This window comes from Pseudomonas sp. P8_229, from assembly GCF_034008635.1.
GTDB lineage: Bacteria > Pseudomonadota > Gammaproteobacteria > Pseudomonadales > Pseudomonadaceae > Aquipseudomonas.
This window is the reverse complement of record NZ_CP125378.1, coordinates 4,590,827-4,616,616: the sequence shown is the minus strand read 5'-3', so window position 1 is coordinate 4,616,616 and position 25,790 is coordinate 4,590,827. Positions and strand designations below refer to the sequence as shown.

Here is a 25,790-nt window from a genome sequence, read left to right as displayed (position 1 = left end):
CGGCATCACCGCAACAAAATCACAAGCTGGATGCTTGTTTTCATTCATGGAGGACTGAAAAATGTTAACCAATCAAGCAACATCGTTCACCGGCGAGACCCTGCCAAGGTGCCTCGTTGGCCATCTGCTCGACCCGCAACTGGTCGACGTTGAAGCGGCAGCGCAAACCACTGCACTGGCCGCCGCAAACCTCAACTTCACGATGCAGAAACAGACCCAGACCAACTGGTGCTGGGCGGCCGTTTCCGCCTCGGTCGGCAACTACTACGGCACCGGGTCCTGGACCCAGTGCGGTGTCGCCAGCACCCAACTGGACCGCAATTGCTGCAAACAGCCGGGACCCTGCAACGTCTACGGCTATCTGGATTCGGCCCTGCAAACCACCCGCAGCTACAACGGCATGAATCAGGGTTCGCTGCAGATGTCGGCCATCCAGAACCAGATCAACATGGGCCGTCCGGTCGGCCTGCGCTGCGCCTGGTACGGCGGCGGTGCGCACTTTCTGACGATCTACGGCACCAACGGCAACTACGTACTGGTCGCGGACTCGATCTACGGTTACTCGACCCGTGCACTGAACGCGTTCCCCGGTTCGTACAACGGCGGCGGAAACTGGACCCACACTTACTTCACCGCGAAAAACTAGGAGGGCGACATCATGCAACTGACTTATCCAAAGGCGCCTTCCAACGGCGTTCAGACTTTGCGTCCGGCGCTGCAAGCCGCGCTGCACACCCAGGGCTTCGGCATCAATCGCCAATTCGCCAGCGCGGGAGCGGCGAAGATCAGCCTGAGCGAGGCCTATCGCGGCTACTCGCTGACCCTGGACGATCTAAGCCATGGCAAAGGTCTGCAGAACGCGCGTATCGGTGACTGGCATTACCTGGTGTTTGCCGACGGCGTGACCATCGCCGATGCGCAACTGGCGGAGGTTCGCGGCCATGTCGAGTTTTCTTCGCTGAACCACGGCAGCCGGGCCGCCGACACCGTGGGCGCGTTGAAACTGGCGGAACAGGCGCCGCAACTGCAGGGTAAAACCGTCGAATTGCGCGTGTTGTTTGTCTCGGCCCTGCACGTCGTGGCGATCTGGCTGCATGCGGACGGCGAGGATGTGCTGATCCCGATCGAGCCAACGCCGAAGGCGCTGGGCGACTCGCGGTTGTACAGCGAAGCGGCCCTGCTCGCCCTGTTGAAACCGGCGGCAGATCGCGCCAAACAACGCTTTGACGCGGACACCAGTGGGCAACTCGGCAGCTGACAAACGCTGCGCATAAAAAAACCCGGACACTGTCCGGGTTTTTTATTGGCCTGCGAAACGGCTTACTCAGCCGCAGGCTCTGCCGGCTTGCGACGCTTGAGCGGGGCCATGCCGTCGCTGCTCACCAGAGAATCCGGCTTCGGACGATTGGCGCTCTTGCGCTTGGTCGGGGTCTTGGCGGCGGTTTTCTTCTTGTCACCCTTGGCGTCGGTCTTTTTCTTCTTCACCCCAACGGCTTTGCCCGAGGCCTTGACCTTTTTCGGTCCGCCGTAGGTGCCTTTGACTTCCTTGATGGTACGGCGCTCGAAGCTCTGCTTCAGGTAGCGCTCGATGCTCGACATCAGGTTCCAGTCGCCGTGGCAGATCAGCGAGATCGCCAGACCGTCGTTGCCGGCACGGCCGGTACGACCGATACGGTGCACGTATTCGTCGCCGCTGCGTGGCATGTCGAAGTTGATCACCAGATCCAGGCCATCAACGTCCAGACCACGGGCCGCGACGTCAGTCGCCACTAGAATCTTCACACCGCCCTGCTTCAGACGGTCGATCGCCAGTTTGCGATCCTTCTGGTCTTTCTCGCCGTGCAGCACGAACGCCTTGTATTCCTGAGCCACGAGGCGGCCGTAGATGCGGTCGGCCATGGCTCGGGTGTTGGTGAAGACGATGGCCTTCTGATAGGTCTCGTTGGCCAGCAGCCAGTTCACAATCTGCTCTTTGTGCTGATTGTGGTCGGCAGTGATGATCTGCTGACGGGTCGTCGAGTTCAGTTGGCTGACCGCGTTGAGCTGCAGGTGCTCAGGGTTGTTCAGCACCTTGCCGATCATCTCGCGCAGGCCTGAACCACCGGTGGTGGCGGAGAACAGCATGGTCTGCTGACGGTTCGGGCATTCGTCGACCAGGCGTTGTACGTCTTCGGCGAAACCCATGTCGAGCATGCGGTCGGCTTCGTCGAGCACCAGCACTTCGACTTCTTTCAGGTCGAGGTTGCCGGCGTTGAGTTGCTCGATCATCCGGCCCGGGGTGCCGATGAGGATGTCCGGCACCTTGCGCAGCATCGCGGCCTGGACCTTGAAGTCTTCACCGCCGGTGATCAGGCCGGACTTGATGAAGGTGAACTGCGAGAAGCGTTCGACTTCCTTCAGGGTCTGCTGGGCCAGTTCGCGGGTCGGCAACAGGATCAGGGTCTTGATGCTGACGCGGACCTTGGCCGGGCCGATCAGGCGATTAAGGATCGGCAGGACAAAAGCGGCGGTCTTGCCGCTACCGGTTTGCGCCGTCACCCGCAGGTCACGCCCCTGGAGCGCCAGCGGAATGGCCGCTGCTTGCACAGGCGTTGGCTCGACAAATTTCAGCTCGGCCACGGCTTTGAGCAGGCGTTCGTGCAGGGCGAATTGGGAAAACACGGGTGCTACCTCGAAGATATGCAAAAAAACAGCTGCATAGGTTACCGGTTTCGAGCGCTCAGGCCGAGTTTCTTTATACAAACGGGCGTAATCAGTGGCTTTTTTGTTGCTCGATTTGTCTTCAACGGTAATACACAGCGTCTTAAATGCTCTAATCGCCCATCGCGTCTTACAGAAGAATCGTTGCTCACATGGATTTCAAACAGCTCTGGCTCAACGCCCAAGACCTCTGGGGAGCCCTCGAACAGCACCCGCTCCTGCAATCCGGCCTGGCGCTGATGCTGCTACTGGTGATCGCGCTGGTCCTCGGACGAGTGGCGCGCTATCTGATCCTGCATGCCAGCCGCATGCTTGGTCGCCAGCCGGCCCTGCACTGGATCAATGACTTTCGTCATAACAAGGTGTTCCAGCGTCTGGCGCAGATGACGCCGTCGCTGGTGATCCAGTTCGGCCTGCACCTGGTGCCGGAACTGAGCAAAACCGCGATGACCTTTCTTGGCAACGTCGCGCTGTCCTTCACCATCCTGTTCCTGCTGTTGTCGGTCAGCGCCCTGCTCAATGCGCTGCTGGACATCTACGCGCGCACCGAACACGCCCGCACCCGCTCGATCAAGGGCTATGTGCAACTGGCGAAAATGGTCTTGTACGTGTTCGGCGCGATCATCATCGTTGCCACACTGATCGACCGTTCGCCGCTGTTGCTGCTCTCCGGTCTGGGTGCGATGTCGGCGGTGATTCTGTTGGTCTACAAGGACACCCTGCTGTCGTTCGTCGCCAGCGTGCAACTGACCAGCAACGACATGCTGCGGGTCGGCGACTGGATCGAAATGCCGCAAGTCGGCGCCGATGGCGACGTGGTCGACATCACTTTGCACACGGTCAAGGTGCAGAATTTCGACAAGACCATTGTCTCGATCCCGACCTGGCGCCTGATGAGCGAGTCGTTCAGAAACTGGCGCGGCATGCAGCAGTCGGGTGGCCGGCGGATCAAACGCAGCCTGTTCATCGATGCCAGCGGCGTGCGCTTCATCCGCGACGATGAGGAAGAAAAACTCTCCCAGGTGCACCTGCTGACCGATTACATGAGCCGCAAGAAAGCCGAACTCAAGGCGTGGAACGAGGCGCAGGGCAACGTCGCGGCGATGTCAGCCAACCGTCGGCGCATGACCAACATCGGCACCTTCCGCGCTTACGCCTTGGCGTATCTGAAGAGCCACCCGGAGGTGCAGCCGAACATGACCTGCATGGTCCGCCAGATGCAGACCACCGCGCAGGGCATTCCGCTGGAAATCTACTGCTTCACCAGCACCACGGCATGGGCCGACTACGAGCGGATTCAGGGGGATATTTTCGACTATCTGCTGGCGGTGCTGCCGGAGTTCGGGTTGAGCCTGTATCAGCAGCCGAGTGGTGGGGATTTGCGTTCCGGGTTGCTGCCGGCAGTGCTCGGCTCGGCGCACATCCCGGAACCGCAAAAACACCTCATGTAACGCCACAGATCAAAACTGTGGGTTATTTGTCAATCAGGGGTTACGCGGTGGCTTGAGACTTGCGAATACCCAACCGGCTGATCCACACCGCCATCAGAATCACACTCCCGCCAAGCAACAACCGTCCCAGTTCCTCATGCTGATTCCAGATCAGCAGATTCAGCAGCAAGCCCACCGGCACATGCAGGTTGTTCATCACCGCCAGCGTGCCACCGTTGACCATGCACGCGCCCTTGTTCCACCAGTACATGCCCAGCGCGGTCGAGACCAGGCCGAGGAAAAGCAACACGCCCCATTGCAGCGGCGCTTCCGGGAGGAAGTTGGCTTTGCCGAACATCAGGAATGCAGGCAGCACCACCGCCAGCGCGCCGAGGTAGAAGAAGCCGAAACGGCGGTAATGCGGCAGGTCGCTCGGGTGTTTCGCCACCAGATGCTTGTACATCACCTGCCCCGCCGCGTAGGTGAAGTTGGCCAGTTGCAGCAGCAGGAAGCCCATGAAGAAGTCCGGATTGATGCTGTCGAAGCGAATCACCGCCGCCCCGCCCACCGCCACCAGCGCGGCGATCAGCGCCCATGGGTTGAAGCGCCGGTTCAGGGCATCTTCGATCAGGGTCACGTGCAGCGGCGTGAGGATGGTGAACAGCAACACCTCCGGCACCGTCAGCACGCGGAAGCTCAGGTACAAGCAGACGTAGGTCACACCGAACTGCAACGCGCCGATCACCAGCATGCCGCGCATGAACGAAGGTTCGACCGAGCGCCAGCGGGTCAACGGAATGAACACCAGCCCCGCCAGCACGACGCGCACCAGCACCGCGAAATAACTGTCGACGTGACCGGCCAGGTATTCGCCGATCAGACTGAAGGAAAACGCCTGGATCAGCGTGACAAAAAGTAGATAGCCCATGCTCGCCTCGAAATCGAATGGCGGCGACGATAGCGGTTTTCTGGTCTCACTGCGAATAGCCGGAAATACAAAATTCCCCTGTGGGAGCGAGCCTGCTCGCGAAGGCAGAGTGTCAGACGGCAAATACTTGTCTGATACACCGCTTTCGCGAGCAGGCTCGCTCCCACAAGGAGTTTTGCGTCGTTCAAAAAACACAGGCAAAAAAAAGCCCGATCTCGCTAAAGCGTTCAATCGGGCTACAGCACTCAGGAGCAACAAGTGCAAAGGGAGGTTCGATGCGCGTAGAGCCTTGAAGGGGTTGCGCCAGGTCACTAAAACAATCGGCGATTATCTGGCGATTAACCAATCAAGCGACTTGGGACAATTTGGCGTTGGCCTGATTCAGGCCCTTCTCCTGGAAGTCGCCACCCAGGTTCATGCCTTCGGCGTGAATGAAGGTCACGTCGTGGATGCCGATGAAGCCCATGACCTGACGCAGGTACGGTTCCTGATGGTCGGCCGGGCCGCCGGCGTAGATGCCGCCGCGAGCGGTGAGTACGTAGGCACGCTTGCCGCTGAGCAGACCTTGCGGGCCGGTTTCGGTGTACTTGAAGGTCACGCCGGCACGCAGCACGTGGTCGAGCCAGGCCTTGAGGGTGCTCGGGATCGCGAAGTTGTACATCGGCGCAGCCATCACCAGCACGTCGGCGGCCAGCAACTCATCGGTCAATTGGTTGGAACGGTCCAGCGACGATTGTTCGTTGGCGTTGCGCTGCTCGGCAGACTTCATCCAGCCACCCAACAGGTTGGCGTCCAGGTGCGGCACCGGGTTCACGGCAAGGTCACGCACGGTGATCTGATCGTCTGGGTGCGCCGCTTTCCACTGACTGATGAAAGTCTGGGTCAGTTGACGGGATACCGAGTCTTGCTGGCGGGCACTGCTTTCGATGATCAGAACGCGGGACATGGGGTGTAGCCTCCATCCGAGAATGTTGTAGGTCGATGGAGTGAAGGTTAAACAGGGGTGGATCGATGAAAAAGCGCAAATAATTGCTGCAAAGCATCGAATAATTAGTTTAGATGCAGCTTATACCCTGTGGGAGCGAACCTGCTCGCGAAGGAGATGTATCAGTCAGAGAAGGCGTCAACTGACACTACGCCTTCGCGAGCAAGCTCGCTCCCACAGGGATTGCTGTTATTTCGGGCTGCAGCTCAGTTCGATGCGCAGCCTGATGATCTCGCGGGAGAACTTGGCCGTGGCGTTCGTATGCTTGCCGGCCGGCACTTCGATATTGCGCGTGCGCGGTGCTTCCGGGCCATTGCTGAACACAGCCTTGCACAGCGCGTCGACATCGCCGTAGTTGGCGACCCGGATGGAGCCGATGTCTTTGTCGGTATCGAAGGTTTCGTAGTCGATCTTCAAGCCATTGAGGTTCTTCTGCACATCGATCGGGTAAGCAAACGCAGTCAGCGGCAGCAACGCGAGCACCACACAACAGAATTTTTTCATTCGCCAGTCTCCATGAGGGACGGCCAGCTTAGGACAAGAGGAGCTATTGATGAAAGCGCCCCGCGTGACCCTTGATCAATGGCGAACATTGCAGGCTGTGGTCGACCATGGCGGATTCGCCCAGGCCGCCGAGGTTCTGCACCGTTCGCAATCGTCGGTGAGTTACACCGTCGCCCGCATGCAAGACCAACTCGGCGTGCCATTGCTGCGCATCGATGGGCGCAAAGCGGTGCTCACCGAAGCCGGTGGCGTACTGCTGCGCCGTTCGCGGCAACTGGTGAAACAGGCCAGCCAACTGGAAGACCTCGCCCACCACATGGAGCAAGGTTGGGAGGCTGAGGTGCGGCTGGTGGTCGACGCCGCTTACCCGAGCGCACGGATTGTCCGGGCGCTGACAGCGTTCATGCCGCAGAGTCGCGGCTGCCGCGTGCGTCTGCGCGAAGAAGTGTTGTCGGGCGTGGAAGAAGTGCTGCTTGAAGGCGTGGCCGATCTGGCCATTACCGGCCTGAGCATTCCCGGCTACCTCGGCGCGGAATTGAGCGACGTCGAATTCGTCGCCGTCGCCCACCCCGATCACGCCCTGCATCGGCTCAATCGCGAACTGAGCTTCCAGGACCTGGAAACCCAGATGCAGGTGGTGATCCGCGACTCCGGTCGCCAGCAACCGCGCGACGTCGGCTGGCTCGGCGCTGAACAACGCTGGACTGTCGGCAGCCTCGCCACCGCCGCGACGTTCGTCAGCAGTGGCCTGGGCTTTGCCTGGCTGCCGCGGCACATGATCGAACGCGAATTGAAGGAAGGTTCGCTCAAGCTGCTACCGTTGGATCAGGGCGGCAGCCGCAACCCGAGCTTCTATCTGTATTCGAACAAGGACAAACCACTGGGCCCGGCGACGCAAATCCTCATCGAACTGTTGCGCACCTTCGACACATTACCGCTGGACGCACCGTTCGCCGCCCCTGAACAAGCCTGACACGGAGTTCACCGATGGCCTATTTCGAACATGAAGGTTGCAACCTGCACTACGAGGAATATGGCCACGGTACGCCGTTGCTGCTGGTTCACGGGCTCGGCTCGAGCACCCAGGACTGGGAAATGCAGATTCCGGCGCTGTCGGCGCATTACCGGGTAATCGTCCCGGACATACGCGGTCACGGCCGCTCGGACAAACCCCGCGAGCGCTACAGCATCGCCGGGTTCAGCGCCGATCTGCTGGCGCTGATCGAGCACCTGAAACTCGGCCCGGTGCACTACGTCGGGCTGTCGATGGGCGGGATGATCGGCTTTCAGTTCGGCGTCGATCAGCCGCAAATGCTGAAAAGCCTGACCATCGTCAACAGCGCCCCCGAAGTCAAAATCCGCAGCCGCGACGATTACTGGCAGTGGTTCAAGCGCTGGAGCCTGATGCGCGTGCTGAATCTGGCAACCATCGGCAAGGCGCTGGGCGACAAGCTTTTTCCCAAGCCTGAACAGGCCGATCTGCGAGAGAAAATGGCCGAGCGCTGGGCAAAAAACGACAAACGTGCTTATCTCGCCAGCTTCGATGCGATTGTTGGCTGGGGGGTTCAGGAACGACTTTCCCGAGTGACCTGTCCAACGCTCGTCATCAGCGCCGACCGTGACTACACACCGGTGGCGCTGAAAGAAACCTATGTAAAACTGCTGCCCGATGCGCGGCTGGTGGTGATCGCCGATTCGCGCCACGCCACCCCGCTCGATCAACCCCAACGCTTCAACCAAACGCTGCTGGAGTTCCTCGCCGCAGCCGATATTCAATCTCAGGATCACTGACCCATGCTGAAAAAACTCGCCCTCGCCGCTGGTACTGTGCTGTTTGCTGCCAACCTGATGGCTGCCACGCCGGCCAAAGCACCGCACGTGCTGCTGGACACCACCAACGGCCAGATCGAAATCGAACTGGATCCGGTCAAGGCGCCGATCAGTACCAAGAACTTTCTGGATTACGTCAACAGCGGCTTTTACACCAATACCATTTTTCACCGTGTGATCCCGGGCTTCATGGCGCAGGGCGGTGGCTTCACCCCGCAGATGCAGCAGAAAGAAACCAAGGCGCCGATCAAGAACGAACACAAAAATGGTCTGGCCAACGTGCGCGGTACCTTGTCCATGGCTCGCACCTCCGTACCTGATTCGGCGACCAGCCAGTTCTTCATCAACGTCAAGGACAACGATTTCCTCGATCAGGGCGATGGCTACGCCGTATTCGGCAAAGTGGTCAAAGGCATGGACGTGGTCGACATCATCGTCAACTCGCCAACCACCACCAAACAAGGCATGCAAAACGTGCCTTCCGACCCTGTGATCATCAAGTCGGCCAAAGTCATCGACTAAGCTGTACAGGGTGTTTCGAGCGGCGTGAACTCAACCTCACGCCGCTCACACCGATAAAAGGAGAGCCCGGCGTCCGGGCGGTTATCTGATGCTCTATCGCCGTTTCGAACAACTGATCGACATATTCCGCGACGCCCCGACGGCGTCTCCGCCAGATCGCGTCTGGCCCTTCTACACCTATTACCTCAAGCAGGTCTGGCCGAGTTTTGCCGCCCTGCTCGTCGTTGGCCTGTTCGCCGCGCTGATCGAAGTGGCGCTGTTCAGTTACCTGAGCCGCATCATCGACCTGGCCCAGGGCACGCCCAACCCGAACTTCTTCAGCGACCACGCCCTCGAACTGACCTGGATGGTGGTGGTTGCGCTGGTACTGCGGCCGATCTTCTTCGGCCTGCACGACCTGCTGGTGCATCAGACCCTCAGCCCGGGGATGACCAGCATGATCCGCTGGCAAAACCACAGCTACGTGCTCAAGCAGAGCCTGAACTTCTTCCAGAACGACTTCGCCGGGCGCATCGCCCAACGCATCATGCAGACCGGCAACTCGCTGCGTGACTCGGCAGTGCAAGCGGTGGATGCGCTGTGGCACGTGGTGATCTACGCGATCAGTTCGCTGGTGCTGTTCGCCGAAGCCGACTGGCGCCTGATGATCCCGCTGTTGACGTGGATCGCCGCCTACATCGGCGCGCTGTATTACTTCGTGCCACGGGTGAAAGATCGCTCGGTGGAAGCCTCCGACGCACGCTCGAAACTGATGGGGCGGATCGTCGACGGCTACACCAACATCGCCACCCTCAAGCTGTTTGCCCACACCAATTTCGAACAGCACTACGCCAAGGAAGCCATCGAAGAACAGACGGTCAAGGCGCAGATGGCCGGTCGCGTGGTCACCAGCATGGACGTGGCAATCACCACCATGAACGGCCTGCTGATCGTCGGCACTACCGCGCTGGCGCTGTGGCTGTGGACGCAGTCGCTGATCACCGTCGGCGCGATTGCCCTGGCCACCGGCCTGGTCATTCGCATCGTCAACATGTCCGGCTGGATCATGTGGGTGGTCACCGGTATTTTCGAAAACATCGGCATGGTCCAGGACGGTCTGCAGACCATCTCGCAACCGGTCAGCGTCACCGATCGCGAGCAGGCCAAACCGCTGGCCGTGGCCCGTGGTGAAGTGCGTTTCGAGCACGTGGATTTTCACTACGGCAAGAAGAAAGGCATCATCGGCGACCTCAACCTGACCATCAAACCGGGCGAGAAAATCGGCTTGATCGGCCCGTCCGGTGCCGGCAAATCGACCTTGGTCAACCTGCTGCTGCGCCTATACGACGTCGAGGGCGGGCGGATTGTGATCGATGGGCAGAACATCGCCGAAGTCGGCCAGGAAAGCCTGCGCGCGCGCATCGGCATGATTACCCAGGATACGTCGTTGCTGCACCGCTCGATCCGCGACAATCTGTTGTACGGCAAACCCGATGCCACTGACGCAGAGCTTTGGGATGCGGTGCACAAGGCCCGTGCCGATGAGTTCATTCCGTTGCTGTCGGACGCCGAAGGTCGCAGCGGTTTCGATGCGCACGTCGGTGAACGTGGGGTGAAACTGTCCGGTGGACAGCGCCAGCGCATCGCGATCGCGCGGGTGCTGCTCAAGGACGCGCCGATCCTGATCATGGACGAAGCGACCTCGGCACTCGACTCGGAAGTCGAAGCGGCGATCCAGGAAAGCCTGGAAACCCTGATGCAGGGCAAGACTGTGATCGCCATCGCCCACCGCCTCTCGACCATCGCCCGCATGGACCGGCTGGTGGTGCTGGAAAACGGCAAGATCGCCGAGAGCGGCACCCATGCCGAACTGCTGGCGCATCGCGGGCTGTATGCACGGTTGTGGGCGCATCAGACCGGAGGGTTTGTCGGGATCGATTGATACGTCAGATCACCACAAACCTGTAGGAGTGAGCCTGCTCGCGAAAACGGTGTGTCAGCTCCATTCAGGTTGTCTGATATACCGCTATCGCGAGCAGGCTCACTCCTACAAGGATTTTTGCAATCCTGACCGAATAAAACCGCCACAGCCCGCCACCCACGGGCCACGGCGGTTTTTTTGCGCCTGCTGGAAATCTGTCCAAAGCCTGCTGTACTCAGCCAAGGCTCCAGCAGGGAACCTGTCGTAAATTGGCAAGGAAGCACAAATCGATACAGTCTCGATAGCACGCCTATCAAGGACACTCTCATGTCTCTGCTCAAACGTTCAGTCACTGAGTTGTTGGGTACGTTCTGGTTGGTTTTGGGTGGTTGTGGCAGTGCGGTGATCGCCGCGTCTTCGCCTCTGGGCATCGGGGTGCTGGGGGTGGCCCTGGCGTTTGGCCTGACGGTGCTGACCATGGCGTTCGCCATTGGCCACATCAGCGGCTGTCATCTGAACCCGGCCGTTTCGGTGGGTCTGGTCGTCGGCGGTCGGTTCCCGGCCAAAGAGTTGCCCGCCTACATCATCGCGCAAGTGCTCGGTGCGATTCTCGCGGCGGCGCTGATCGCTCACATTGCCAGCGGCAAGGAGGGCTTCGACATCGCTGCGGGCCTTGCGTCCAACGGTTACGGCGAACACTCTCCGGGCAAATACTCGATGGCCGCAGGTTTTGTCACCGAACTGGTGATGACCGGGATGTTCGTGATCATCATCCTCGGCGCCACCGACAAGCGTGCCCCGGCGGGACTCGCACCGATTGCCATTGGCCTGGGCCTGACACTGATTCACCTGATCTCGATTCCGGTCACCAACACCTCGGTCAACCCGGCGCGCAGCACCGGCCCGGCGCTGATGGTCGGCGGCTGGGCGATCGCGCAGTTGTGGATGTTCTGGGTAGCGCCACTGCTGGGCGCGGTGGTGGGCGGGACGATTTATCGCTGGCTGGGTAAAGACGAATCTTGAAGACGCCACAACTCCCCTTGTAGGAGTGAGCCTGCTCGCGATAGCGGTCTGTCGGTTAGCTCATCACTGGCAGACAGGCCGCTATCGCGAGCAGGCTCACTCCTACAGGGGATCTATGTTTGCCGGTAGGGCAAGGCTGTTCTGGCTTCCTCGGCGTAGGCCAATACGCCGGCGTGTTCTTGTTGCAGGAAGTCTTTGACCGCAGCCTTCAATCCCGGATGACGCAGGTAGTGCCACGAATGGGTGATCACCGGTTCAAAACCCCGAATCAGTTTGTGCTCGCCCTGAGCACCCGCATCAAAGCGCTGATACCCTTGGGCAATCGCATAGTCCATGCCCTGATAGAAACACGTCTCGAAGTGCAGCCGGTCAAACTCGGCCAGACATCCCCAATAACGTCCGTAGAAACTGTCGCCGCCGACCAGACTGAAGGCCATCGCCACCGGTCGTGAACCCTGCCTGGCGAAGACCACGCGAATCGACTCCGGCATCCGCTCCGCCAGCAAGCTGAAAAACTCGCGCGTAAGGTACGGCGTCTGCCGACGCACCGCGTAGGTGTTGGCGTAACAGGCATAGACGAAATCCCACTGCGCCTGGTCCAGCTCGCGCCCCTGCAGCCATTCGAACTCGAAGCCCTGCCCCGCCACTTGCTCGCGTTCTTTACGCATCTGCTTACGCTTGCGCGAACTGAGCACGTCGAGAAAATCCTGGAAGTCCCGGTAACCGCGATTCTGCCAGTGATACTGACAACCAACGCGCTGTAGCCAGCCCGGCTGCTCGGCCATCGCGGCATCGGTGAACGGGTCGGTGAAGTTGATGTGCGCGCTGGAAAGCCCTTCGATTTCCAGATAACCCGGTAGGCTCTTGAGCAGCTCGAAACCGTCCTCGACCCGGGCGGCCAGCAAGCGTGGCCCGCTGACCGGACTGAACGGCACCGCCGTCAGCAGCTTGGGATAGTAATCGATGCCGGCGCGGGCACAGGCATCGGCCCAGCCGTGATCGAACACGTACTCGCCGTAGGAATGCCACTTGCGATAACTGGGCAGCGCCGCGATCAGCCGATCGTCTTCAACGTGCAGCAGATGCTCGGGTTGCCAGCCGGTATGGGGGCCGACGCTGCCGCTGTCTTCCAGTGCGCTGAGGAACGCATGGCGCAGAAACGGCTGGTTCTCGGGCACCAGCGCATCCCATGTCGTCGGGGCGATTTCTGACAGGTTTTGCAGACGTTGCAACGGCATCAACTGGCTCTCCACATCTTGGCGTCAAAGCCCGGCGAGTATCGCCGATCGGCACCCATTGCACACGCTCAATCGGGCGACAGCGCTCTAGCTCAATAGTTCACGCAGGCTTTGCCTCGTCATCGACATGACATCATTTAGCCACTGCTCTGTCATAAACCATCGCGATACTCGCTCCTGTTTTTAGAGCGCCGGGTTCTACCCGGACACTGTTTTCCGACGTGCGCGTCGGTGTGCCCTGGATGGTTCAGCCATCCCCTCTCATCTTCGGAGATTGCTATGCGTCTTGCTTCCACGAAAACTGCGGCGGCCCTGTGCGGTGGCCTGTTGCTGGCCATGAGCGTTCCGGCCAGTGCTGCAGTCGACGCCAAACTGCTCGACATGCTCAAGGCTAACGGTTCCATTTCCCAGGCGCAGTACGTTGAACTGCAAACTGAACTGGCCAAGGATCAGAAGGCTCAGCAAATCGCGCAGCAGGCGCAGCAAGAGACCAACGAGCAAATCGCGGCAACCGCGAAGAAAACCAATGAGCTGAGTTCCTTCGACCAGAAACTCGCCTGGGCTGCCAAGACCCAGTTCAAGGGTGACGTGCGTTTCCGTCAGGAGACCGTCAAGAACGATGGCGTGCCGAACAGCAAGGACCAGGACCGTCAGCGCATTCGTGCCCGTCTGGGTGCCTACACCGAAATCAACCCGCAGGTGGACACCGGTATCCGTATCGCCACCGGCAGCAGCGACGACGCCCGCTCCACCAACCAGGACCTGAACAACTACTTCGACAAGAAGCAGATCTGGCTCGACCAGGGTTACGTCGACTATCACCCTGACGCGATCAAGAACCTGCACCTGATCGCCGGTAAAATGAACCAGCCGTGGGTCAGCATGGGCGACATCATCTGGGACAGCGACATCAACCCGGAAGGTCTGGCCGTCACCTACAAGTACCCGCTGAGCGGCAGCACCGAGCTGTTCGGCAGCGCCGGTCACTACACCCTCAAGGACAACGTCGACGGCGAAGGCGTGCAGTTCAAGCACGACCTGCGTCTGTACGCCGGCCAGTTGGGCGGTCGCTTCGCCCTGACCGACAGCCTGAAACTGACCCTGGGCGGCAGCCTCTATTCCTACGACAACGACAAGGACAGCGCCTGCCCGACCACCGGCACCGTGACTGCGCCATGCGCCTTGGCCGTCAACGGCAACAGCCCGAACGAAACCTTCAAACTGTATGAAGGCTTTGGTCAGCTGGACGTCGCCAACCTGCCAGTACCCCTGTCGATCTACGGTCAGTACGTCAACAACAAAGACGCCAGCAACGACCAGGACACCGGCTGGCTGGCCGGCGTCAAGACCAAGGTTTATGGCTTCGGGATCGACTACAACTACCGCGACGTGCAGCGTAACGCGGTGGTCGGTGCCTTCACCGACTCCGACTTCGCCAACGGCTACACCGGTTCGCGCGGCAGCAAGCTGAAAGTCAGCTACGAGCTGGACAAGAACTTCACGCTGGGCGCCACCTACTTCATGGCGAACTCGGACTACACCAATGCCAGCCTGAAGAAGACCGACTCCGACATCAACACCCTGCAACTGGATGCGGAAGCGAAGTTCTAAAAAGCCTCACCCTATAGCCTGGCGTGGATGGAACGATCCCCATCCTCCGTTCGTTTCGCCCTGCGTCGGGCTATTCAGTGAAAACGTGGCGAGGGAGCTTGCTCCCGCTGGAGTGCAAAGCCGTCCTCTGCTTCTAAGTAAAGCGGGGGTCGCTTCGTGCCCCAGCGGGAGCAAGCTCCCTCGCCACACATCATTTCTCAGGAACGGTCGTTGCGCCGTTGCTCGGCCAGGCGTTCGGCCAGCGCATCCACGCCCTCTTCGGGTTTCTGCGGCATCGCCTTCAGCGTGGCCTGCATCAAACGCATCTGACGAATGAAACGCCGACAGTTGGGGCAGAACATCAGGTGATGACGCACCATCAGTTTCTCGCGAAAGCTCAACTGGCCATCGAGATAATCGCTTGAGCGCGCCACTTGCTCTTTACAGGTCAGCATTCGCCGGTCTCCTCAAAATGCTCCACCGTGGCGAAGACTTTCAGCCGCGCACGATGCAGCAGCACACGGACATTGGAGAGCGAGATCTCCAGAAGATTACAGATCTCTTCCAGCTCCAGCCCCTGACGCTCGCGCAGCAGCAAGACGCTGCTTTGCAGTTCCGACAGGCTGAGCAAGGTGTGTTCCAGGCAGTCGCGCAACTCGCTTTCGGTCAGCAAGGCTTCCGGCGTGTCCTGGTGCCAGGCAAACGGCGCCACCAGCCAATGGCCGTCACCGGGGGAAAAGCGATCGTCATCGATGGTGCCGTGCGGCGATGGCAGGTCATCCATCAACACTTCGCGGCGGTTCTGTTTGTAGCGGCTCTTGGCCGAGTTGGCGGTGATGGTCAGCAGCCAGGTCTTGAGGCTGGAACGGCCCTCGAAGCCGCCGATATGGCGTACCACTGACAGCCAGGCGTCCTGCACCACTTCTTCGACATGGCGCTGGCCGACGATGGCATACGCCACGGCGCGCATGGCGCTCTGGTAGGTGCTGACCAGTTCCTTGAAAGCTTTTTGCTCACCGGCCAACAGCCGTTCGAGCAGTTGGGTGTCGTCCGTTGCGGCCATGCACGCCTCGTTTTCAGATGGTCGAAAGCAAAAGATCGCAGCCTGCGGCAGCTCTACAGAGATCAGTGTAGGAGCTGCCGCAGGCTGCGATCTTTTCAGGCGCACTCAGCGCTTGCGCAGAATCACGCTGCCGATCGAGTAGCCGGCGCCGAACGAGCTCAGCACGGCCACCGAACCGGCGGCCAGGTCATCCTGATTCTTGTGGAAAGCAATCACCGAACCTGCAGAGCTGGTGTTGGCGTAGGTGTCGAGAATCACCGGCGCTTCTTCTTCAGTCGCTTCGCGGCCCAGCAGCTTGCGCACGATCAGGTGGTTCATGCTCAGGTTGGCCTGGTGCAGCCAGAAACGCTTGACGTCGCCGACGTTGAGTTTGTTTTCTTCAAGGTGCTCACCGATCAGCTCGGCGACCATCGGGCAGACGTCCTTGAACACCTTGCGGCCTTCCTGCACGAACAGTTTGTCGCGGGCACCGACGCCCTCTTCTGCGGCACGGTTGAGGAAGCCGAAGTTGTTGCGAATGTTGTTGGAGAACTTGGTCAGCAGTTTGGTGCTGACCACGTCGAACTGGTACTTGGACGTCGCGAGGTCGGCGCGCTCGATGATCACCGCCGTTGCCGCGTCACCGAAGATGAAGTGGCTGTCGCGGTCACGGAAGTTCAGGTGACCGGTGCAGACTTCCGGGTTGACCATCAGGATCGCCCGGGCCTGGCCCAGTTGCACGCTGTTGGCCGCGGCCTGAATGCCGAAGGTCGCCGAGGAGCAGGCCACGTTCATGTCGAAACCGAAACCCTGAATGCCCAGTGCTTCCTGGACTTCAATGGCGATGGCCGGATAGGCGCGCTGCAGGTTGGAGCAGGCAACGATCACGCCGTCGATGTCGGCGGCCGTCTTGCCTGCGCGCTGCAAAGCCTGTTCGGCGGCGCCAATGGCCATCTGGCAGAGTACCGACCATTCGTCGTTGGAGCGCTCCGGCAGACGCGGGGCCATGCGTTGCGGGTCGAGAATGCCGTCCTTGTCCATGACAAAGCGGCTCTTGATGCCCGAGGCTTTCTCGATGAACGCGGCGCTGGATTCGGTCAGCGCCTGGATTTCACCACTGGCGATGGCTTCGGCGTTGTCGGCGTTGAACTGCGCGACGTAGCTATTGAAAGACTGCACCAGCTCTTCGTTGGAAATGCTGTTGGCCGGGGTGTACAGGCCGGTGCCGCTGATGACGACGTTATGCATGGTCGTTTCTCTGATCTGTTCAGGCAGAAAGCGCTGGCACCGACGTACCAACACACAATGGGTCTATTCCCGTGCAGGGACGCTGACCTGGCATCTCTTATTCCCGTTCGTGACCACACTTAAGGCTCTGGGTCGCGAAAACGGCATTTATGGTCGCGAAGTTTGCCATAAACGGGGACTTTTGGCGCCTGTCTCAAACCTGCTCCCACAGGATCTGCGCTGAACCACAATTATCTGGTTGGCTCGCCAGCGATTGGGCGCGACTCGGTTTTAATGGTTGACGGTGTAAGCCAACATCATCGAAATCTGGCTCATCGGCCGCCCGCCACTCTGTTCATGCCACTGGTTGAACGCATTCTGCACAATCGCCAGATCGCGCAGGCTGGTCGGTGCCTTGTCGACAATCTTCTGCGCATTCAGCGCCGCGACCACGTCATAACTCGGCACGAACGTATCCTTGCCGACCATGCGCAGGAAGCGTGGCGCCGACAACCCGCCCAACTGATGCCCGTGCTTTTTCAGGTAGGTCCACAGACCGACGATATCAGTCACCGGCCAGTCGGCGATCAACGCGCCAAAACTACCCTTCTCTTTTTCCACGTCGAGGATGAACTGCGCATTGCGCGGCACGCTTTTGAGCTTGCCCAAATGGCGGATGATTCGCGCATCCTGCATCAGGCGTTCGAGGTGCTCGGCGCTCATCAGCACGACTTTTTCCGGGTCGAACTTGAAGAACACCTCTTCGAAGGCCGGCCACTTGGCGTCCACCAGACTGTGCTTGAGCCCGGCGCGGAACACGCGCAGGGCCATGGTCGAGAGATAACGGTCGTCGCTGATCTTGCGCAATTGCGCCGGGGTCTTGGGGACGGGCAGATGGGCTTCCAGTTCAGCCGCCGAACCGAAGCGGTTCAGACAATATTCGTGCAGCCACTTGTAATCGCGCATGCCCTCTCCTATTGAATGAAACGAAAGTACGAGCGGGCCCTGTGGCGAGGGGATTGATCCCCGATTGGGCTGCATGGCAGCCTCAGGCTTTTCTGGGGGAGCTTCGCGCCCCATCGGGGATAAATCCCCTCACCACAGGGCTCACGCCTACAGGTCGGGTTTACAGGTTTACGACGTTAACGAAGCGCGAAGCCGCCGTCTCGTCGATCTTCAGGTTGGTGAAGTCGAACAGGTTGCGGTCGGCCAGTTGCGACGGAATCACGTTCTGCAGACTGCGAAAGATGCTTTCGGTTCGGCCCGGGGTCTTGCGATCCCAGTCCTGGAGCATTTCCTTGACCACCTGACGCTGCAGGTTTTCCTGCGAACCGCAGAGGTTGCACGGGATGATCGGGAATTCCTTGAAATCCGAGTAGGCCTGAATGTCCTTCTCGTTGCAGTACGCCAGCGGGCGGATCACCACATTGCGGCCGTCATCGGCGCGCAGTTTCGGCGGCATCGCCTTGAGCGAGCCGTTGAAGAACATATTGAGGAAGAACGTCTCGACGATGTCGTCGCGATGGTGACCGAGGGCCATTTTCGTCGCGCCGATTTCATCAGCAAACGTGTACAGCGTGCCGCGACGCAGGCGCGAGCACAGCGAACAGGTGGTCTTGCCTTCCGGGATCAGTTCCTTGACCACCGAGTAGGTGTCTTTCTCGACGATGTGGTACTCCACGCCCAGCTCTTTCAGGTAGGCCGGCAGCACGTGCTCGGGGAAGCCCGGCTGCTTCTGGTCCATGTTCACGGCGACGATCTCGAACTTGATCGGGGCAACCTTCTGCAGGTGCAGCAACACGTCGAGCATGGTGTAGCTGTCCTTGCCCCCGGACAGGCAGACCATGACCTTGTCGCCATCTTCAATCATGTTGAAGTCGGCGACCGCTTCGCCGGCCAGGCGGCGCAGGCGCTTTTGCAGTTTGTTCTGGTTGACCGTAAGAGTGCCCATGACGCGAAATCCGTGAGGTGTGACGAAAGGCCGGCATTTTACGCAAAAAACCCCGAATGCGCGAAGGGCCATGGGTCTGCCCCCTGCTTCACTCATTCCCTGTGGCGAGGGGATTCATCCCCGATGGGTTGCGCAGCAGCCCCAGAACCTGAGAACTCTTTTTGCCTGAGACGGCGCGGTGAATGGCTTGGCGACTGCTACGCAGCCGGTCGGGGCGGTGCGACGTTTCGCCAAATCCCCTCACCACAGGGTATTTCAAATATCAACTTGAGTGGACGCCAAGACCCCAAGGCAATTAAGCCCCGGGTTTACAGCGCGATTTGCTCTAAGTCCCTAGTCCCTGTGCGGTTAAGTCCTTTCTATACTGCGACATAAGGTCGCATACATCTGAAGACCTGTATTTGCTCGGCCACCTTGGCCCGTAGGCGCTCCGTTGGGGGGCGATGGCAATAACAAGAGGAGTGACTGGCATGATCCATCACGTAGTGGGACTTTTTACCCACCCCGATCAGGAATGGAAGGAAATCCGTGGCGACCAAGAGGAAAGCATCAGCCACATGTACCTGACGCACACGCTGATCCTGGCGGCGATTCCGGCCATTTCGGCGTTTATCGGCACCACTCAGGTCGGCTGGGTGATCGGCAACCGCGCCCCGGTGATGCTCACCGTGGAAAGCGCCATCTGGATGACCGTCATGTCGTACCTGGCGATGCTTGGCGGGGTCGCGGTCATGGGCGCTTTCGTGCACTGGATGGCCCGCACCTATGACGCCAACCCGAGCCTGGCCCGTTGCGTGGCGTTCGCCACCTATACCGCGACGCCACTGTTCGTTGGCGGGTTGGCGGCGCTGTACCCGCACATGTGGCTGGGGATGATCGTCGGCACGGCGGCCATCTGCTACACGGTCTATCTGCTATACGTCGGGCTACCGACGTTCATGAACATTCCATCGGACGAAGGTTTTCTGTTCTCCAGCTCAGTGCTGGCGGTGGGTCTGGTGGTGCTGGTGGCCATCATGGCGTTCACCGTGATTGTCTGGGGCCTCGGCGTGGGGCCGGTGTATACCAACTGACATGCTTCACCCCCGAGAAAAACAAGATCTGCCAATACAGGCCGCCGCAAGGCGGCCTTCTCGTTTGGCGGATGACCATTCGGCAGGTCAGCGATTCGCAAGTCCGGGAGGTTGCGGCATACTCGACGCCTCTGGAGATCCATCAAGCATGCCCGAGCAACTCAATACCCGCGTCGAAGACTGTTACCAACTCGCAGAATCCTTTTTCAAACGTCATTTCCAACGCCCCGTCGTCAGCCTCAAGCTGCGCGGGCAAAAAGCCGGTGTCGCGCATCTGCACGAGAACCTGCTGCGCTTCAACCCGCAGCTGTACCGGGAAAACACCGAACATTTCCTCAAACAGACCGTGGCCCACGAAGTCGCGCACCTGATCGCCCATCAATTGTTCGGCGACCGCATCCAGCCGCACGGCGAGGAGTGGCAACTGATCATGCGCGGGGTCTACGAATTGCCGCCGGATCGCTGCCACACCTATGCAATCAAACGCCGCAGCGTGACGCGCTACATCTACAAATGCCCGTGCGCCGACAGTGATTTTCCGTTTTCGGCGCAGCGCCATAGCCTGGTAAGGCAGGGGCGGCGGTATTTGTGCCGCAGATGCCGCAATACCTTGGTTTTCAGTGGTGAGATGCGGGTGGAATAGGCAGTTTTGTGTTGTCGCTGCCGACGCCTTCGCGAGCAAGCCCGCTCCCACAGGGGCACGCATTCCAAAGTGGGAGCGGGCTTGCTCGCGAAAGGGCCGGCACAGGCGCTAGAGAATGACCTTGGCCGCACGCAATTGAGCAATTCGCTCAGATCCAAAGCCCAACTCCCCCAACACCTGCTCCGTATGCTGCCCCAACGCCGCGCCAACATGCCGTGGCGCCGGCAGCGCCTCGGAAAATTTCAACGGACAGGCGATCTGCGCCTGACTGGAACCATCCCCACGCGGCACCTGTGTCACCAGTTCCCGCGCCTGCAACTGTGGATGCTGCACCGCCTCGCTCAGGTTCAATACCGGTTCGACACAGGCATCGACCCCGGCGAACAATTCACACAGCTCGGCAAAGTCGTGTTTCTCGAATTCAACTTTCAGCGCGTCCTTCAATAACCTTTGCTGCTCGGGTTTCGACGACAAGCCCTGCGCCGCCAACTCCGGCCGGCCCAACGCCGTGCACAGTTGCTGCATGAACCCAGGCTCCAGACTACCCACCGACAGCCAGCGCCCGTCGCGAGAGCGGTAGTAGTCATAGAAGCTGCCGCCATTGAGCATCTGGTCCTCCCAGTGCGGCTCCTCACCACAGGCCAGATACCCGGCACCGGCCATGGCGTTCAGGCTGAAAACACAATCGGTCATGCTCACATCCAAGTGGGTGCCCTGCCCGCTCTGCTGACGGGCAATCACCGCCGCCAGCAAGCCGATGACCCCGTGCAGCGAGCCGCCCGCCACATCCGCCACCTGCATGCCCAGCGGCAGCGGGCCGCTGTCGGCACGGCCGGTGTAACCGGCAAGCCCGGCCAGTGCGAGGTAGTTGATGTCATGCCCGGCGCGATCCTTGTACGGCCCGGTCTGGCCGTACCCGGTGATCGACACGTAAATCAGCTTCGGGTTGATCGCCTTCAGCGCCTCATACCCCAGGCCCAGTCGCTCCATCACACCGGGACGGAACTGCTCCAGAACGATGTCGTATTCGGTCAGTAACGGCCTGAGCACTTCCAGTGCTTCAGGCTGTTTGAGATCCAGCGCGAGGCTGCGCTTGTTGCGGTTCAGGTAAGCATGACTGGCCGACATCCCCTGATCATGCGGCGGCAGCACCCGCAACAGGTCCATGCGCGTCGGCGATTCGATACGCAGCACCTCGGCGCCCATGTCCGCCAACAACAGTGAGGCGAACGGCCCTGGCAGCAGGGTCGAGAAATCCAGAATCTTCAGCGAAGCCAACGGCGCGGACATGGGCGATCTCCTTGGGCGATGCACCCAGCCTAGGCAGCGATGCAGCGTACGGCAATCACCGGATGCGTCAGCGGCAGTGACCGTAATGCTCAAATCGCAGACAATAAAAAACCTGCCGAAGCAGGTTTTTTATTCAAGCGATGCTTATTTCACATTGCTCGGGGTTGGGCCTTCAGCCACACCCAGGTCATCTTCAGGACGGGTATCCGCGATACCGCGACCGCCCGAGGCCAGCTCGGATTGCAGGACGTCGGTGTCCAGCTCTTTGACCCACTTGGCAACCACGATGGTCGCTACGGCGTTACCGACCAGGTTGGTCAGGGCGCGGGCTTCGGACATGAAACGGTCGATACCCAGGATCAGCGCCAGACCGGCCACCGGCAGGTGACCTACCGCCGACAGAGTAGCCGCCAGCACGATGAAGCCCGAACCGGTCACACCGGCTGCGCCTTTGGAGGACAGCAACAACACCACCAGCAGAGTGATCTGGTGAGTGATGTCCATGTGGGTGTCGGTGGCCTGCGCAATGAACACCGCAGCCATGGTCAGGTAGATCGCAGTACCGTCGAGGTTGAACGAGTAACCAGTCGGGATCACCAGACCCACTACCGATTTCTTCGCGCCCAGACGCTCCATCTTGATCAGCATGCGTGGCAGTACCGATTCCGACGAGGAAGTACCCAGTACGATCAGCAGTTCTTCACGAATGTAGCGGATCATCTTCAGCACGCTGAAGCCGTGCATGCGGGCAATAGCACCCAGCACGATCAGGACGAACAGCAAGCAAGTGATGTAGAAGCAGGCCATCAGTTGACCCAGTTGCACCAGCGAGCCGACACCGTAGGCACCGATGGTGAACGCCATCGCACCGAAGGCACCGATTGGCGCGAGCTTCATGATCATGTTGATGATGTTGAACATCACGTGGGCGAAGCGATCGATGAAGTCGAGGATCGGACGGCCGTAGTCACCCAGGCGATGCAGGGCGAAACCGAAGATCACCGAGAACATCAGCACTTGCAGGATGTCACCCGTGGCGAACGCGCCGACGATGGTGGTCGGGATCACGTTGAGCAGGAAGCCGACAACACTCTGGTCAGCACCTTGGGCCACGTAAGTGGCGACTTTCGAAGCGTCGAGGGTGGCGACATCGATGTGCATGCCGTTGCCCGGCTGCACAATGTTGACCACGACCAGACCCACCAGCAACGCGATGGTCGATACGATTTCGAAGTACAGCAGCGCGTAACCGCCAGTCTTGCCGACCGATTTCATGCTTTGCATGCCAGCGATACCGCTGACCACGGTGCAGAAGATGATCGGGGCGATGATCATCTTGATCAGTTTGATGAACCCGTCACCCAGTGGCTTAACCGCCACACCGAATTGCGGGTAGTAGTGACCAAGGGCAATACCGATGATGATCGCGACGATTACCTGGAAATACAGGGATTTGTACAGTGGCTGACGAGTCGTCATTGCAAGCTTCCTCAAGCGTCCCACGGGCAACATCCATCTGTTGAACGCAGAACCTGAATTGCGAACCCTCCTGCACTGGAGGGATTTGTTGTGTCGAGCAGCGTTTTTCCCACGGGATAGACGCACACTTCTGTCGCTCTTATCGCAAACCTCGTGCCACTTTGGTGCAATTCCCTGCAAGCCTTTTGATATCAGGACTTACAGGCTTTTCTGTGTCACTGTTCGGTTACTCAAGTGTGGCGGTTTTCCGCCAACTCGGCGGATCTCGTCCTACAATTTGGCGGAAATCCGCCTTGTTGGCGATGACGCCCCCGACTACCATCCGGCGCCTGAGGAAGGATCTGCCGCTTATGCGCGAACGTACCATCGCCAGTCATTTCGCCCGTGCCGCCCTCGGTGGCGCACGCCGCTCGGGGTTCGATTATTGGCCGCTGCTGCAACAGTTGGGCATCAGCCCCGAGTTGCTGGATGAGCCACGGGCACGCATCGCCCCGGAGCAATTCACCCAACTGCTGCAGAGCCTGTGGCTGGCCCTGGATGACGAATACCTGGGTTTTGGCAACGCGCCGAGCAAACCCGGCAGCTTCGCGATGATGTGCCACGCCCTGATCCACTGCCGCAATCTGGAGAAGGCACTGCAACGTGGTTTATTGTTTTATAGCCTATTCCCCGAGGCCCCGCGTCTGAGCCTGCAGCGCGAAGACGAATGGGTGCGCCTGAGCCTTGATGATTCGCAGTTATGGGACCCGGATCACTTTCTCAGCGAGAGCCTGCTGGTGATCTGGCATCGCCTCGGCAGTTGGCTGATCGGCCAGCGGATTCGTCTGGAGCAGGCCACGTTCAGCTACCCGAAACCGGCGCACGGTGCCGAATACGACCTGCTGTTTCCCTGCCCGCTGGTGTTTTCTGCCGAGCACAGCAGCCTGCTGTTCCACAGCCGCTATCTGCACATGCCGCTGCTGCAGGACGAACGCACCCTCAAACACTTTCTCGAACGCTCACCCGCCGACCTGCTGTCACGCCCGGACGACGGCGACAGCCTCAGCAGTCGCCTGCGCCGCTTCCTCAGCCGCGACAGCGCGCACTGGCCGGACCTGGAAGCTGTGGCCGCGCACCTGCACATCAGCCCGCAAACCCTGCGCCGGCATTTACGTGAGGAAGGCACCAGTTTTCAGGAGTTGAAGGATCAGTTGCGGCGGGATATCGCCATCTACCATTTGGGCCGGGCGGATCTGTCGTTGCAACAGATTGCCGAGCAACTGGGGTTTTCCGAGCCGTCGGCGTTTCACCGGGCGTTCAAGAAATGGACGGGGCTGACGCCGGGGGCTTATCGGGCGCAGGAGCAGTGAGGCAGTACATCAAAAGCCCGTAAGGGTCAGTCCAGTATCGGCGGTTCAAGCCTCACAAGTGGCGTACCGACAACCTCCCCTGTCTTACGCTCCACAATGCCCAACGCTCTTACACTCGGACCTAATTGAGCATGGAGCAAAGGCACGTGGATCAGCAGATCCTGACCGATGTGATGGGATTCCAGGATCTGTCGCCAAACATAAGAAGTCCCAATCAGGATCCCTGAAAAAATGAACGTGACCGCATCACCAACGCTCATGCCATGAGTGCTCAACCTCATTGGAATACGCCCGGCTTTATCAACGAGATCCAGTTGCCCCGGCGTGTATCGCCCTGGCGATCCATAAACCTGTTCGGGCGCTTTCAAATCCCCTTCGACTTCCAACTCCATAAGTGAAGTTGTCCACTTTCGACCGGCATTCTCCACCGTGTAAATCAGTTGGACAGTGCCGTACTTATTGGGCCGCAAAAAACGCGGAGCAATGCCAAACACCACATCTTTACCTTCATCGCTACTCTGGATTCGGAAATGGCTGGCGTATGAGCCTTCACACGCAGTCCCGTGCCAGTAAAAGGAAACAAGTGCCCCGACTGACAAAGCCTTGGAAGCCCTCAGGCGAACGTTCACCCCGCGATTAACCACCGCCAACGGGATAATGCCCTTCTCGGCTTCATCTACAACGGGACGATAAATCTCATCCTCCGCGAAGTAACGAGTACTCGGCGAGATCGAATTTTCGATTTCCAGATAGAAATAACGAAGCACTATCGATTGCCCACGAAAAGTCAGTGCGCGATCGGCGGGGATGGTTACAAGGGTGTCGCCCTCAGCGCTTTGAATTCTTCCAGCCAGCCCCCAGCTACCCAGCTCATCTTCGACTTCCACAAAAGCGAGATACCTGTATCCGACTTGCTGCTCCTCGATGTGAGGAATTCGGAAACCAGCCCGTCTTGCATCTGGAACAGACTGATTGTCGAATCCTTAACACCATCGATCGCTGGAGCCGGCAGTTCCACAATCCTTTGCGACATCGCCTTGCCAATCTGCTCACGATCCTGAGCCGCCACGAACTCGACCATTTGCA

Annotated in this window: 26 protein-coding genes; 12 read left to right on the top strand and 14 right to left on the bottom strand. The window is 59.6% G+C overall.

Annotation, left to right across the window (positions count from 1 at the left end; translation table 11 throughout):
- Positions 1-61 precede the first annotated feature (61 nt).
- Positions 62-646, top strand: coding sequence for a papain-like cysteine protease family protein (locus QMK55_RS20880; protein ID WP_102354161.1), 585 nt, complete (start codon positions 62-64; stop codon positions 644-646).
- 12 nt (positions 647-658) lie between these two features.
- Positions 659-1,258: a hypothetical protein gene (locus QMK55_RS20875; protein ID WP_102354162.1), complete on the top strand. Its 600-nt coding sequence runs from the start codon at positions 659-661 to the stop codon at positions 1,256-1,258.
- A 62-nt stretch (positions 1,259-1,320) separates the two neighbouring features.
- Here the strand turns inward: QMK55_RS20875 and QMK55_RS20870 are convergent, their stop codons facing one another.
- Positions 1,321-2,661, bottom strand: a complete 1,341-nt coding sequence (locus QMK55_RS20870; RefSeq protein WP_320329887.1) for a DEAD/DEAH box helicase — start codon at positions 2,659-2,661, stop codon at positions 1,321-1,323.
- Positions 2,662-2,852: 191 nt separating this feature from the next.
- Between QMK55_RS20870 and QMK55_RS20865 the strand changes: the two genes are divergently transcribed.
- On the top strand, positions 2,853-4,151 hold the full coding sequence (locus tag QMK55_RS20865) for a mechanosensitive ion channel family protein (RefSeq protein WP_320329886.1): 1,299 nt from the start codon (positions 2,853-2,855) through the stop codon (positions 4,149-4,151).
- 40 nt (positions 4,152-4,191) lie between these two features.
- Here the strand turns inward: QMK55_RS20865 and QMK55_RS20860 are convergent, their stop codons facing one another.
- The 3 genes from QMK55_RS20860 to QMK55_RS20850 form a co-directional block, all read right to left on the bottom strand.
- Positions 4,192-5,058 carry a carboxylate/amino acid/amine transporter gene (locus tag QMK55_RS20860; protein WP_320329885.1) on the bottom strand — a complete coding sequence of 289 codons (867 nt, stop codon included), beginning with the start codon at positions 5,056-5,058 and terminating at the stop codon, positions 4,192-4,194.
- Between the two features lie 346 nt (positions 5,059-5,404).
- Positions 5,405-6,004, bottom strand: coding sequence for an FMN-dependent NADH-azoreductase (locus tag QMK55_RS20855; RefSeq protein WP_102354173.1), 600 nt, complete (start codon positions 6,002-6,004; stop codon positions 5,405-5,407).
- A gap of 228 nt (positions 6,005-6,232) precedes the next feature.
- A complete protein-coding gene (locus tag QMK55_RS20850) occupies positions 6,233-6,547 on the bottom strand; it encodes a 3-phosphoglycerate kinase (RefSeq protein ID WP_320329884.1) in 315 nt (104 codons plus the stop codon).
- Between the two features lie 49 nt (positions 6,548-6,596).
- Between QMK55_RS20850 and QMK55_RS20845 the strand changes: the two genes are divergently transcribed.
- From QMK55_RS20845 to aqpZ, 5 genes are all read left to right on the top strand, one after another.
- Complete coding sequence (locus QMK55_RS20845) at positions 6,597-7,520, top strand: LysR family transcriptional regulator (protein WP_102354175.1); 924 nt, start codon at positions 6,597-6,599, stop codon at positions 7,518-7,520.
- A gap of 14 nt (positions 7,521-7,534) precedes the next feature.
- Positions 7,535-8,338, top strand: coding sequence for an alpha/beta fold hydrolase (locus QMK55_RS20840; RefSeq protein ID WP_102354176.1), 804 nt, complete (start codon positions 7,535-7,537; stop codon positions 8,336-8,338).
- Between the two features lie 3 nt (positions 8,339-8,341).
- Positions 8,342-8,899, top strand: a complete 558-nt coding sequence (locus QMK55_RS20835; RefSeq protein WP_041070262.1) for a peptidylprolyl isomerase — start codon at positions 8,342-8,344, stop codon at positions 8,897-8,899.
- 88 nt (positions 8,900-8,987) lie between these two features.
- On the top strand, positions 8,988-10,820 hold the full coding sequence (locus tag QMK55_RS20830) for an ABC transporter ATP-binding protein (protein WP_102354177.1): 1,833 nt from the start codon (positions 8,988-8,990) through the stop codon (positions 10,818-10,820).
- Positions 10,821-11,126: 306 nt separating this feature from the next.
- On the top strand, positions 11,127-11,822 hold the full coding sequence (gene aqpZ / locus QMK55_RS20825) for an aquaporin Z (RefSeq protein WP_320329883.1): 696 nt from the start codon (positions 11,127-11,129) through the stop codon (positions 11,820-11,822).
- A gap of 113 nt (positions 11,823-11,935) precedes the next feature.
- Here the strand turns inward: aqpZ and QMK55_RS20820 are convergent, their stop codons facing one another.
- A complete protein-coding gene (locus QMK55_RS20820; protein ID WP_320329882.1) occupies positions 11,936-13,060 on the bottom strand; it encodes a GNAT family N-acetyltransferase in 1,125 nt (374 codons plus the stop codon).
- Between the two features lie 279 nt (positions 13,061-13,339).
- On the opposite strand from QMK55_RS20820, the gene QMK55_RS20815 reads away from it, so the two are divergent.
- Entirely contained in the window at positions 13,340-14,671 is a 1,332-nt protein-coding gene (locus QMK55_RS20815; RefSeq protein WP_102354183.1) for a putative porin, read from the top strand.
- A 197-nt stretch (positions 14,672-14,868) separates the two neighbouring features.
- Here QMK55_RS20815 and QMK55_RS20810 read toward each other — a convergent pair whose 3' ends face one another.
- From QMK55_RS20810 to ttcA, 5 genes are all read right to left on the bottom strand, one after another.
- The gene (locus QMK55_RS20810) at positions 14,869-15,105 is read right to left on the bottom strand and encodes an anti-sigma factor family protein (protein WP_102354184.1); all 237 of its coding nucleotides are present in this window, start codon (positions 15,103-15,105) and stop codon (positions 14,869-14,871) included.
- Positions 15,099-15,713 carry an RNA polymerase sigma factor gene (locus tag QMK55_RS20805; protein ID WP_025110617.1) on the bottom strand — a complete coding sequence of 205 codons (615 nt, stop codon included), beginning with the start codon at positions 15,711-15,713 and terminating at the stop codon, positions 15,099-15,101. Before QMK55_RS20805 ends, QMK55_RS20810 begins: the two co-directional genes overlap by 7 nt.
- Before the next feature lie 105 nt (positions 15,714-15,818).
- Positions 15,819-16,940, bottom strand: coding sequence for a beta-ketoacyl-ACP synthase III (locus tag QMK55_RS20800; RefSeq protein ID WP_102354185.1), 1,122 nt, complete (start codon positions 16,938-16,940; stop codon positions 15,819-15,821).
- Positions 16,941-17,210: 270 nt separating this feature from the next.
- Positions 17,211-17,885 (bottom strand): DNA-3-methyladenine glycosylase I, encoded by a 675-nt coding sequence (locus QMK55_RS20795; RefSeq protein ID WP_102354186.1) that lies wholly within the window; start codon positions 17,883-17,885, stop codon positions 17,211-17,213.
- Between the two features lie 160 nt (positions 17,886-18,045).
- Entirely contained in the window at positions 18,046-18,870 is an 825-nt protein-coding gene (gene ttcA, locus QMK55_RS20790) for a tRNA 2-thiocytidine(32) synthetase TtcA (protein WP_102354187.1), read from the bottom strand.
- Positions 18,871-19,340: 470 nt separating this feature from the next.
- Between ttcA and QMK55_RS20785 the strand changes: the two genes are divergently transcribed.
- Entirely contained in the window at positions 19,341-19,943 is a 603-nt protein-coding gene (locus QMK55_RS20785; protein WP_053122787.1) for a Yip1 family protein, read from the top strand.
- A 148-nt stretch (positions 19,944-20,091) separates the two neighbouring features.
- Positions 20,092-20,586 (top strand): SprT family zinc-dependent metalloprotease, encoded by a 495-nt coding sequence (locus tag QMK55_RS20780; protein WP_025112945.1) that lies wholly within the window; start codon positions 20,092-20,094, stop codon positions 20,584-20,586.
- A 108-nt stretch (positions 20,587-20,694) separates the two neighbouring features.
- Here QMK55_RS20780 and QMK55_RS20775 read toward each other — a convergent pair whose 3' ends face one another.
- Entirely contained in the window at positions 20,695-21,876 is a 1,182-nt protein-coding gene (locus QMK55_RS20775; RefSeq protein WP_320329881.1) for a CaiB/BaiF CoA-transferase family protein, read from the bottom strand.
- A 144-nt stretch (positions 21,877-22,020) separates the two neighbouring features.
- Positions 22,021-23,355, bottom strand: coding sequence for a dicarboxylate/amino acid:cation symporter (locus tag QMK55_RS20770; protein WP_102354189.1), 1,335 nt, complete (start codon positions 23,353-23,355; stop codon positions 22,021-22,023).
- A 350-nt stretch (positions 23,356-23,705) separates the two neighbouring features.
- Between QMK55_RS20770 and QMK55_RS20765 the strand changes: the two genes are divergently transcribed.
- The gene (locus QMK55_RS20765) at positions 23,706-24,704 is read left to right on the top strand and encodes an AraC family transcriptional regulator (protein ID WP_320329880.1); all 999 of its coding nucleotides are present in this window, start codon (positions 23,706-23,708) and stop codon (positions 24,702-24,704) included.
- Positions 24,705-24,730: 26 nt separating this feature from the next.
- On the opposite strand, the gene QMK55_RS20760 is transcribed toward QMK55_RS20765, so the two are convergent.
- Together QMK55_RS20760 and QMK55_RS20755 are read right to left on the bottom strand one after the other, a co-directional pair.
- Positions 24,731-25,591: a hypothetical protein gene (locus QMK55_RS20760; RefSeq protein WP_320329879.1), complete on the bottom strand. Its 861-nt coding sequence runs from the start codon at positions 25,589-25,591 to the stop codon at positions 24,731-24,733.
- Positions 25,516-25,785: a hypothetical protein gene (locus QMK55_RS20755; protein ID WP_320329878.1), complete on the bottom strand. Its 270-nt coding sequence runs from the start codon at positions 25,783-25,785 to the stop codon at positions 25,516-25,518. The genes QMK55_RS20760 and QMK55_RS20755 overlap by 76 nt, the downstream gene beginning before the upstream one ends.
- Positions 25,786-25,790: the final 5 nt, after the last annotated feature.